10 protein-coding genes and 1 pseudogene are annotated in these 10408 nt (G+C 70.2%); 3 read left to right on the top strand and 8 right to left on the bottom strand.

The features are described from left to right. The 4 genes and pseudogenes from CCN72_RS19410 to CCN72_RS19395 all read right to left on the bottom strand — a co-directional run. A pseudogene (locus CCN72_RS19410) lies at positions 1–746 on the bottom strand (hypothetical protein); the annotation flags it as partial. Then, the gene (locus tag CCN72_RS19405) at positions 728–1468 is read right to left on the bottom strand and encodes an ABC transporter ATP-binding protein (protein WP_085566785.1); all 741 of its coding nucleotides are present in this window, start codon (positions 1466–1468) and stop codon (positions 728–730) included. The gene CCN72_RS19405 and the pseudogene CCN72_RS19410, both read right to left, overlap by 19 nt. 190 nt (positions 1469–1658) lie before the next feature. After that, positions 1659–3041 carry an aspartate aminotransferase family protein gene (locus CCN72_RS19400; protein WP_078967303.1) on the bottom strand — a complete coding sequence of 461 codons (1383 nt, stop codon included), beginning with the start codon at positions 3039–3041 and terminating at the stop codon, positions 1659–1661. Continuing rightward, a complete protein-coding gene (locus tag CCN72_RS19395; RefSeq protein WP_037654527.1) occupies positions 3026–3544 on the bottom strand; it encodes an Lrp/AsnC family transcriptional regulator in 519 nt (172 codons plus the stop codon). Before CCN72_RS19395 ends, CCN72_RS19400 begins: the two co-directional genes overlap by 16 nt. Before the next feature lie 205 nt (positions 3545–3749). On the opposite strand from CCN72_RS19395, the gene CCN72_RS19390 reads away from it, so the two are divergent. The 3 genes from CCN72_RS19390 to CCN72_RS19380 all read left to right on the top strand — a co-directional run bounded on the left by CCN72_RS19390 (position 3750) and on the right by CCN72_RS19380 (position 7010). Further along, the gene (locus CCN72_RS19390) at positions 3750–5186 is read left to right on the top strand and encodes a gamma-aminobutyraldehyde dehydrogenase (protein WP_085566786.1); all 1437 of its coding nucleotides are present in this window, start codon (positions 3750–3752) and stop codon (positions 5184–5186) included. A 161-nt stretch (positions 5187–5347) separates the two neighbouring features. Continuing rightward, a complete protein-coding gene (locus CCN72_RS19385) occupies positions 5348–6538 on the top strand; it encodes an extracellular solute-binding protein (protein ID WP_086808609.1) in 1191 nt (396 codons plus the stop codon). 7 nt (positions 6539–6545) lie between these two features. Continuing rightward, positions 6546–7010: a hypothetical protein gene (locus tag CCN72_RS19380; RefSeq protein WP_086808608.1), complete on the top strand. Its 465-nt coding sequence runs from the start codon at positions 6546–6548 to the stop codon at positions 7008–7010. Here the strand turns inward: CCN72_RS19380 and CCN72_RS19375 are convergent. From CCN72_RS19375 to CCN72_RS19360, 4 genes are all read right to left on the bottom strand, one after another. Continuing rightward, the gene (locus CCN72_RS19375; protein WP_244174325.1) at positions 6994–7869 is read right to left on the bottom strand and encodes a carbohydrate ABC transporter permease; all 876 of its coding nucleotides are present in this window, start codon (positions 7867–7869) and stop codon (positions 6994–6996) included. The genes CCN72_RS19380 and CCN72_RS19375 overlap by 17 nt on opposite strands. After that, entirely contained in the window at positions 7866–8819 is a 954-nt protein-coding gene (locus CCN72_RS19370) for a carbohydrate ABC transporter permease (protein WP_244174324.1), read from the bottom strand. Before CCN72_RS19370 ends, CCN72_RS19375 begins: the two co-directional genes overlap by 4 nt. Beyond that, positions 8816–10132: an ABC transporter substrate-binding protein gene (locus CCN72_RS19365; protein ID WP_244174322.1), complete on the bottom strand. Its 1317-nt coding sequence runs from the start codon at positions 10130–10132 to the stop codon at positions 8816–8818. The genes CCN72_RS19370 and CCN72_RS19365 overlap by 4 nt, the downstream gene beginning before the upstream one ends. Next, positions 10129–10408: GNAT family N-acetyltransferase (locus tag CCN72_RS19360; protein ID WP_143664135.1), on the bottom strand; the 280-nt coding region annotated here is incomplete at its 5' end. The genes CCN72_RS19365 and CCN72_RS19360, both read right to left, overlap by 4 nt.

Raw genomic sequence — 10408 nt, 5'->3', positions numbered from 1 at the left:
AGTGGTCGTACCGGCGAGGTGGAGGCGGCGGGCGGCGGAGGCGCCGCCGGGGAAGGCACTCCGGCAGCCGCGGCCCCGGCCGGTGTGATCGACCCGCGGTTCACCTCGCCGGTACGACCACTCGCAGCCGGACCACCTGCGGTCGGACCACCCGCGGTCCGACCACCCATGGCCGGACCGCCGGCCTGCCTCACGAACGGCAGATACCTCCGCTGCGGCCGCACCACCGCCCGTGGATCCCTCGGCCGCAGGGCCAGCGCCACCGCGATCGTCGCCACCACGGGGACCACCGCGAGCAGGGTCAGGGTCGCCGCGAGCGGGAGGGACTTGCCGGCGGCCAGGAAGGACGCGGCCGCGCCGTCGAACGGCATGCCCGTCAGGTCGCCCCGCAGATGCAGGAAGAGGGAGAGGGCGACGAGTGAGCCCAGGGTGGTGGACAGGGCCGTGACCAGGGCGGAGACGGCCATCAGCCGGGCCGGGCCGAGGCCGATGGCGGAGAGCCCGGGGCGCGGTCGGGTGCCGGGATCGGTGCGGGCCACGGCGAGGGCGAGATACACCGTCGCGGCGACCGGCACCACGCACCAGGCCAGCCGGAGCGCGCCCGAGCCCGCCGCTTCGGGGCGCTTCAAGGCGTAGCCGAGGCAGGACAGCAGCAGGAACCCGGTGCCCGCGGAGGCCGCCGCCACCAGCAGGCGGCGCAGCTGGACGGCGGGCCGGGCAGCGCGGGTCAGACGGAGATCGAGCACGCGGCCCGGCCTCCCGCGTCGGGGATCTCCGGCAGATGTACGGTCCGCACCGGCCGGCCGTCCAGCAGGTTCACCGTGCGGTCGGCCAGGGCCGCGGTCTCCGGGTCGTGGGTGGCGAGGACCACGGTGATGCCGTGCGAGCGGGCGGCGCTGGTGAGGGTGCGCAGCACATGGCCGCGGTCGGCGCGGTGCAGCGGGGCCGTCGGCTCGTCGGCGAACAGCACGGTGGGCGCCGGGGCCAGCGCGCGGGCGATGGAGACCCGCTGGCGTTCGGACTGGCGCAGCCGGTGCGGGCGCTTGCGGGCCGCCTCCCCGATGTCCAGGCGTTCCAGCCACTCCAGCGCGGTGGTCTTGGCCCGGCGGCGGCTGGTGCCGCGCAGCATCAGCGGCAGCGCCGCGTTCTCCCAGGCGTTCAGTTCGGGCACCAGGCCCGGTTCGGGGCCGATCCAGCAGAAGCGGTCGCGGCGCAGCCGCTCGCGGTGCGCCGGGCCGAGGGTGTGCAGGGGCGTGCTGTTGAACCAGACCTCGCCCTCGCACACCGGCTCCAGGCCGGACAGACAGCGCAGCAGGGTCGTCTTGCCGCTGCCCCGGGGGCCGCTGACGGCGAGGATCTCGCCCTCCCGGACGGCGATCGAGACCCCGGCGAGTCCGGGGGAGCCGTCGGGGTGCGTGAAGTGCAGGGAGCGTGCCCAGAGCACGTCGTTGTCCGGCGGAGCCTCCATGGGCGTACACCTCGGTTCTGATCCGTTTTCCCGTGCCCGTTCCTCCATACGGGGGAACGAAGGCAGGGCCGATCGGTCACTGGCACGCTAGGCAGCCGCCGCACGGTGGCCGGACAGCACACGGCCCCGGGCCTCCGTTCTCACTCGAACGGGCGGCTCCGGGGCCGGTCGCGGTCACACCGTCAGCTGATTACAGCTTGGTCCACGCCTCCGTGAGGGTGGCCCGCAGGATCTGCTCGATCTCGTCGAACGTCTCCTGGTTGGAGATCAGCGGCGGGGCGAGCTGGATGACCGGGTCGCCGCGGTCGTCGGCACGGCAGTACAGGCCGTTCTCGAACAGCGCCTTGGAGAGGAAGCCGTACAGGACGCGCTCGGTCTCCTCGTCGCTGAAGGACTCCTTGGTGGCCTTGTCCTTGACCAGCTCGATGCCGTAGAAGAAGCCGTTGCCGCGGACGTCGCCGACGATCGGCAGGTCGTGCAGCTTCTGGAGCGTCTGGAGGAAGTTGCCCTCGTTGTCCAGCACGTGCTGGTTGAGGTTCTCGCGCTCGAACAGGTCGAGGTTGGCGAGGCCGACGGCCGCGGAGACCGGGTGGCCGCCGAAGGTGTAGCCGTGCAGGAAGGTGTTGTCACCCTTGTAGAACGGCTCCGCCAGGCGGTCGGAGACGATGCAGGCGCCGATCGGGGAGTAGCCCGAGGTCATGCCCTTGGCGCAGGTGATCATGTCCGGGACGTAGCCGAACTTGTCGCACGCGAACATGGTGCCGAGGCGGCCGAAGGCGCAGATGACCTCGTCGGAGACGAGCAGCACATCGTACTTGTCGCAGATCTCGCGCACGCGCTGGAAGTAGCCGGGCGGCGGCGGGAAGCAGCCACCGGCGTTCTGCACCGGCTCCAGGAAGACCGCGGCGACGGTGTCCGGGCCCTCGAACAGGATCTCCTGCTCGATCTGGTCGGCGGCCCAGCGGCCGAAGGCCTCCGGGTCGTCACCGAAGAGCGGCGCGCGGTAGATGTTGGTGTTCGGCACCTTGTGCGCGCCCGGCACCAGCGGCTCGAAGGGGGCCTTCAGGCCCGGTAGACCGGTGATGGACAGGGCGCCCTGCGGGGTGCCGTGGTAGGCGACCGCGCGGGAGATGACCTTGTACTTGGTGGGCTTGCCGGTCAGCTTGAAGTACTGCTTGGCCAGCTTCCAGGCGGTCTCGACGGCCTCGCCGCCACCGGTGGTGAAGAAGACCTTGTTCAGGTCGCCGGGGGCGTAGTCGGCGAGGCGCTCGGCGAGCTCGACGGCCTTCGGGTGGGCGTACGACCACACCGGGAAGAAGGCCAGCTCCTGGGCCTGCTTGAACGCGGTCTCGGCGAGCTCCGTGCGGCCGTGCCCGGCCTGGACCACGAACAGGCCCGCGAGACCGTCGAGGTAGCGCTTGCCCTTGTCGTCGTAGACGTAGGTGCCCTCGCCCCGGACGATCGTCGGGACGGGAGAGTTCTCGTACGAGGACATGCGGGTGAAGTGCATCCACAGGTGGTCGTACGCGGTGCGGCTGAGGTCCTTCTGGGTCACGGTTATCGGGTTCCCCACATGTAGGTCTGCTTCTTCAGCTTCATGTATACGAAGCTTTCGGTGGAGCGCACGCCGGGCAGCGCCCGGATGCGTTTGTTGATGACGTCCAGCAGGTGGTCGTCGTCCTCGCACACGATCTCGGCGAGGATGTCGAACGAGCCCGCGGTCATCACCACGTACTCGACTTCCGACATGTCAGTCAGCACGTCAGCGATCGACTCGACATCGCCCTCGACGTGGATGCCCACCATCGCCTGCCGGCGGAAGCCCACGGTGAGCGGGTCCGTGACGGCGACGATCTGCATCACGCCCTGGTCCAGCAGCTTCTGGACGCGCTGGCGCACGGCCGCCTCCGACAGGCCGACGGCCTTGCCGATCGCGGCGTACGGCCGACGGCCGTCCTCCTGGAGCTGCTGAATGATGGCGAGGGAGACGGCGTCCAACGTGGGACTGCCGTTCCTGGACTCGCGGGGCGAGTCCCTCTGGTCTGCGCTTCGACTGGCCACGCGCTCACTGTGCACGAGGTCTCGTCAGTTTCGCAAGCCCCGATCGATGAAATTCGTTGTTTGAGGGATCAAAGCTTGCGGATTTCGCAGAAGTGGCGGCATTGGGGGTGTTGAAAACGTGGGGGTGCCGACTAGGGTGGGGTGTCTCAGTGATCGGACAGCCCCACGGGCCGTCCGGGCTGGACCGCTCGAACCCTCGAACCAGATCAGGAGGCCGGCAGTGAGCACCGAGCTGCGTCGTCTGCGCAACTACATCGACGGTGAGTTCCGGGACGCCGCCGACGGACGGACCACCGAGGTGGTCAACCCCGCGACCGGCGAGGCGTACGCGACCGCGCCGCTGTCCGGACCGGCGGACGTGGACGCCGCCATGGAGGCCGCCGCCCGCGCCTTCCCCGCCTGGCGCGACGCCACGCCGGCCGAGCGCCAGCGGGCCCTGCTGAAGATCGCCGACGCGTTCGAGGAGCGGGCCGAGGAGCTGATCGCGGCCGAGGTGGAGAACACGGGCAAGCCCACCGGGCTCACCCGCTCCGAGGAGATCCCGCCGATGGTCGACCAGATCCGCTTCTTCGCCGGTGCGGCGCGGATGCTGGAGGGCCGCTCGGCCGGCGAGTACATGGAGGGGATGACCTCGATCATCCGCCGCGAGCCGATCGGCGTCTGCGCCCAGGTCGCGCCGTGGAACTACCCGATGATGATGGCCGTATGGAAGTTCGCCCCGGCGCTCGCCGCGGGCAACACCGTGGTGCTCAAGCCCTCGGACACCACCCCCGCCTCCTCGGTGCTGATCGCGGAGATCATCGGCTCGGTGCTGCCCAAGGGCGTCTTCAACGTCATCTGCGGCGACCGTGACACCGGCCGTCTGATGGTCGAGCACGAGACCCCGGCGATGGCCTCCATCACCGGCTCCGTGCGCGCCGGCATGTCGGTCGCCGAGTCCGCGTCCAAGGACCTCAAGCGGGTCCACCTGGAGCTGGGCGGCAAGGCGCCGGTCGTCGTCTTCGAGGACACCGACATCGCCAAGGCCGTCGAGGACATCTCGGTGGCGGGCTTCTTCAACGCCGGGCAGGACTGTACGGCCGCCTGCCGCGTCCTCGTCCACGAGTCGATCCACGACGAGTTCGTGGCCGCGCTCGCCAAGGCCGCCGAGGAGACCAAGACCGGGCAGCCGGACGACGAGGACGTGCTCTACGGCCCGCTGAACAACCCCAACCAGCTCAAGCAGGTCGAGGGCTTCATCGAGCGGCTGCCCGCGCACGCGCGGGTGGAGGCCGGTGGCAAGCGGGTCGGCGACAAGGGCTACTTCTTCGCGCCGACCGTGGTCTCCGGCGTCAAGCAGGATGACGAGATCATCCAGAAGGAGGTCTTCGGGCCGGTCATCACCGTCCAGTCCTTCACGGACGAGGACCAGGCCCTGGAGTTCGCCAACGGCGTGGAGTACGCCCTGGCCTCCTCGGTGTGGACCAAGGACCACGCCCGCGCGATGCGCATGTCCAAGAAGATGGACTTCGGCTGCGTGTGGATCAACACCCACATCCCGCTGGTCGCGGAGATGCCGCACGGCGGCTTCAAGAAGTCCGGCTACGGCAAGGACCTCTCGGCGTACGGCTTCGAGGACTACACCCGGATCAAGCACGTGATGACGTCGCTGGGCTAGCCCTGACGGAACATCACCGGCGGCCCTCGCACAGGTTCACCTTCCTGCGCGGGGGCCGCCTTTTGGCGCACCCGGCTGATCGACAAGGTGTCGGGCAGGGCGCTCCCCGCTCGACGCAGCGTCGATTGTGTGCCCGGACGGGGGAGCGGCATCCTTCCGGGGTGCCCCAGACTTCTTCGCGTACGACCGTGTCCCGCCGTTCCCTGCTGCGCGCGCTCGGCGGCACCGCCGCGCTCGGTGCGCTGGCCGGCTGTGGAGTGCCCGCCGCCTACGTCCGGCCGGGCGACCGCTCGGTGAGTGACGAGTCCGCCTCCGATCACCGGCTGACCTGGGCGAACTGGCCGCTGTACATCGACACCGACGACAAGAACCCGAACCGTCGGCCCACCCTCGACGCGTTCGAGAAGCGCACCGGGATACGCGTGGAGTACGTCGAGGAGATCAACGACAACGACGAGTTCTTCGGCAAGATCAGCCCCGCGCTGATGAACCACCAGTCCACGGGGCGCGATCTGATCGTGATCAGTGACTGGATGTGCGCCCGGTTCGTACGGCTGGGCTGGGTGCAGCAGATGGACCGCGCGCACCAGCCGAACGTGGCGAAGTACCTCGACCCGCTGCTGCGCACGCCCGCCTTCGACAAGGGCCGCAGGTTCACCGTGCCGTGGCAGTCCGGGATCACCGGCATCGCCTACAACCGCAAGAAGCTCGGCCGCGAGATCCGCGCGGTCAAGGACCTCTGGGCGAACGACCTCAAGGGCCGGGTCACCCTCCTGTCCGGCCTGGACGAGTCTTTCGCGCTGCTGATGCAGGGCAACGGCGTGGATGTCACCCGGTGGACCGCGCACGACTTCCACACCATGTGCGACGAGGTGGAACGGCAGGTCCGCCGGGGCCAGATCCGCCGCTTCACCGGCAACGACTACACCAAGGACCTGGTCAGCGGCGACGTCCTGGCCTGCCAGGCGTACTCGGGCGATGTCATCCAGCTCCAGGCGGACAACCCCGACATCCGCTTCGTCGTCCCCGAGGAGGGCGCCGAGCTGTGGTCGGACTCCCTGATGGTCCCCAACCGGGCCGATCACAAGGCCAACGCCGAGCGGCTGGTCGACTACTACTACGACCCCGAGGTCGCCGCGAAGCTGGCCGCCTGGGTCAACTACGTCTGCCCGGTCCCGGCCGCCAAGGACGTCCTGGCCGACGCCGCCGACAAGGACACCGCGGCCCTCGCCGACAACCCCCTGATCTTCCCCGACTCCACGATGCGCTCCCGTCTCGCCATCGCCCGCGACATCACCTCCGCGGAACGCGTGGAGTTCGCCCGGCGCTGGAACCAGATCGTGGGTCTGTGAGCCGCTGATGAAGCACGTCACCGCCGTCTGGCAGGACCACGGGTTCTTCCTGGATCCCCGGGCGTACCTGGCGGAACTGCCGAAGATCCGCGCTGAACTGCCCTCTGGGGCACGGGACTTCGCCTGCGACACCGGGCATTACGACATCCCGGGGGCCACCCGCTGTGTGAAGGATCTGGAGCTGTCCGGGATCCACCTCGCCACCGACAAGAGCGGCTCACTGGTGCTGGAGTTCGCGCCCAACCGGTGGAAGCACGAGGAAGGGCTGCGCATCATCTACTCGGGTGTGCGGCACTTCGCCGTCGACCACCACCGCTCCATCGACTGGCTGCTCGTCGACACCGTGCTGCTGGACGAGATCCTCCCGGACGGGGACGGTGGGTGTACGCACGAGATCGCGCTCACCGACGCCTCGATCACCGTCCGCTGCGCGGATCTGGAGGCGCGCTGGTGCCTCACTTCAGGCCGCTGAGCATCACGCCCCGGATGTAGTGCTTCTGGAGCAGCAGGAAGAGGACGAGGACCGGGAGGATGCTCAGGACCAGGGCGGCCATGACGACCGGCATGGTGCGAGTGGGGTCGACGTAGTCCTGGAGGAGCTGGATGCCGACCGGGAGGGTCATCACGTCCGGGTCGGCGGTGGAGATCAGCAGGGCCCAGATGTACTCGTTCCAGGCGTCCACGAAGGTCAGCAGGGCCAGGGTGACCAGGACCGGTTTGGTCTGGGGCAGGACGATGCGCCACCAGAGGGTGAACTCGCCCGCGCCGTCGAGGCGGGCGGCCTCCAGGATCTCGTCGGGGACGGAGACCATGAACTGCCGCATCAGGAAGATCCCGAACCCGTTGACGAGGAACGGCATCGTGAGCGCCACGACGCTGACGGTCAGCCCCGCGCCGCCCCGCCCGAGCAGATCGTTGCCGCCCGCCAGCGGCCAGTGCACCAGGATCAGGAAGTGCGGGATGAAGAAGAGGAACGGCGGGAACATCATCGTGGCCAGCACCAGCCGGAAGATGAAGTCCCGCCCCCGGAAACGGAGTTTGGCGAGCGCGTACCCGGCGAGCGACGAGGTGAGCAGCACCGAGCCGGTGATCAGCGCCGTCGCGGTGACACTGTTGCGGAACAGCACCGGAAGGTCCAACTGGTCCAGGGCCGCACGGTAGTTGCCGAGGTCGAACCCCTTCGGGAGGAAGCGGTACGGCAGTCTCCCCGACTCGCCCGGCCCCTTGAAGGACGTCATCACCATGTCCAGGAACGGCACCACCATGAGCACGGCACCGGACAGGACCAGCAGATACGACACCCACGGCACCCGCTGACGACGACGGCTCACGCGTCCTCCCCCCGGCGCCGGAACACCCACAACTGCACCAGCGTGATCACCAGCACCACCACGAACAGCACGAACGCGGCCGCGCTCGCCGTACCCCAGTCGCCGTACGAGAACGCCTGCCGGTACATCTCCAGCGCCGCCACCGCCGTCGCGTCTCCGGGACCGCCCTTGGTCATCACCGTGATCAGCGCGAACGACTGGAGCCCGGTGAGGAATTGGGTGATGCACACGAACAGCAGCGAGGGCCGCAGCAACGGCAGCGTGATCTTCCGGAAGACGGTGACGGCACCGGCGCCGTCCAGCTCCGCGGCCTCGTAGTACGAGCGCGGGATCGACTTCAGCCCCGCCGTGAGGACGAGGATCGCCGACCCCGCCGAGGCCCACGCCTGGACGACCACCACCGCGGGCAGTGCCGTGTGCGGATCCTGGAGGAAGGCGACCGAGCCGAGCCCGAGGGCGTTCAGGACGCCGTTGACGAGGCCGCCCGGCTCGTACATGTACTTCCACACATTGCCGACGGCGACCACGGTCGTGACCATCGGCAGGAAGTACAGCGTCCGCCACAGCCCCTGGAACCGCAGCCGGTCGATACAGGTGGCGACGAGCACCGCCCCCGCGAGCGCGATGACCACCGTCCCCAGCGCGAACAGCACCGTGTTGGTGAGGATCGGCGTCAGAAACGTCGATCCCCGCGCGAACAGCCCCGTGAAGTTGGCCGGGCCGACCGGCCGGATGTCCCCGAGATCGAACCCGGACCAGCGCGACATCGACAGCAGCAGCGCGAAGCCGAGCGGCAGCACGAGGAAGACCGCGAAGAACAGCAGGACCGGGGCCAGGAAGAGATAGGCGACGACCGTCTGGCGGCGGCGGGCGCGCGCGGCCAGACCGGGCCCCGGCGGCCGTGCGCGGGACGCGGGCGGTCCGGCCCGCTCCGGGGCGAGCGTGTTCACCACAGCCGCGACACCTCCTGATCGACCTGCCGGCGCGTGCCGCGCAGCGCCTCCGCCACCGACTGCTGACCGGTCCACAGCGCCTCGATATGGGTGCGCAGCAGCGTCTTCGCCTGCTGCGCGCCGGGCATGTTCGGCTCCGGCACCGCGTACGCCAGCGCGTCCAGGAACGGCCGCAGATTCGGGTCCCCGCCCCTGCCGAGCAGCGCCCGCATGTCGTCGGCCCGGCCGGTGAGCGAGCCGACCGACACCTGGAGGGCGCTCATACGGGTCACGCCCTTCGGGCCGGTCCGCTCCGCGTTGAGCCAGCGCAGGAACTCCCAGGCCTCGCGCGGGAACCGGCTGGCCGTGTTGACCCCGAGCAGGAATCCGGTGGCGAGCGTGGCGGGCCGGTCGCCCGCGCGGGGGACGGGTACGGGGGCGACGCCTACCTCCCGGTAGTCCGCGCCCATCAGCGGTTTCAGACTGCCGGTCCACCAGCCCGCGCTGATCACCATGGCCACCTGCCCGGCGGGGAACGCCTGGTAGACGTTGACGCCGGGGGCGCTCGCCCCCTTGCTGACCAGACGGTGCTCCAGCTCGAACACCGCCCGCCCGGCCGGCGAGTCGATCGCGGTGCTCCGGCCGTCCGCGCTGACGAAGGTGCCCCCGGCCGCGTTCAGCAGCGCGAGGGTCTGGCCGACGGTGGTGGAGTCGTCGTACGAGGAGAGCCCGAACCCCTGCACCAGGGTGTTGCCGTACCGGTCCCGGCGCATGGTGCGCTCGGCCGCGTCGGTCAACTCCGGCCAGGTGCGCGGCGGTCGGGGGACACCGGCCGCGCGCAGCAGCCGTGCGTTGTAGTAGAGGGCGTACGTCTGCGTCTCGGTGGGATAGCCGTAGACGCGGCCCCCGACCGACGCGGCGCCGACCGCGGCCGCGCTGTAGCCGCGCCGGATCTCCGCCGTGTGCTCGGGCGGGGCGGGCCGCAGCACCCCGGCCCGGACGAGCTGGCCGGTCCACAGGCAGTACGGCTGGATGATGTCGGCGCCCTGCCCCGCCGCCTGCCGGACCGTGAACGTGGTCAGCAGATCGGTGAACTCCACCGCTTTCGTACGGACCTTGACCCGGTCGTGCGTGGCGTTCCACTCGTCCACCGGGTCCTGGAGCGCCTTCTTCAGCACCCCGCTGGAGTAGTGCGAGAGCAGGGTGAGCACGATCGGATCCCCGGGCCGGCCGGTGCCCTGACGCGGTGCAGCGCAGCCCGCGGTGAGCAGGGCGGAGGGCAGCGCGAGCGCGAAGTGCCGCCGATTCAGGCCGCGTTGGGACCGCGTCACCGGGCGGACTCCCGGCGCAGTACCCGGAACACCCGGGTCGTCTCGAAGCCGGCGGCGCGGTAGAGATGGCCCGCCGGTGACCGCTCGCCGGTCCACAGGAACCACGCCCCGTGCGCGCCGCGCGCCCGCATCCGGGCCAGGACCAGATGGAGCAGGACCTTGCCGAGCCCGGTGCCGCGCAGCTCCTCCAGCACCCCGAACGGCCCGAACCGCTCGACGGCCGACTCGTACGCCCCGTGCATCGCCCACCCCACCAGCCGCCCCCCGGGCTCCCGG

The organism is Streptomyces murinus (assembly GCF_002154555.1).
In the GTDB taxonomy this organism is placed as follows: domain Bacteria; phylum Actinomycetota; class Actinomycetes; order Streptomycetales; family Streptomycetaceae; genus Streptomyces; species Streptomyces murinus.
This window is presented reverse-complemented; position numbering and strand designations above follow the sequence as displayed.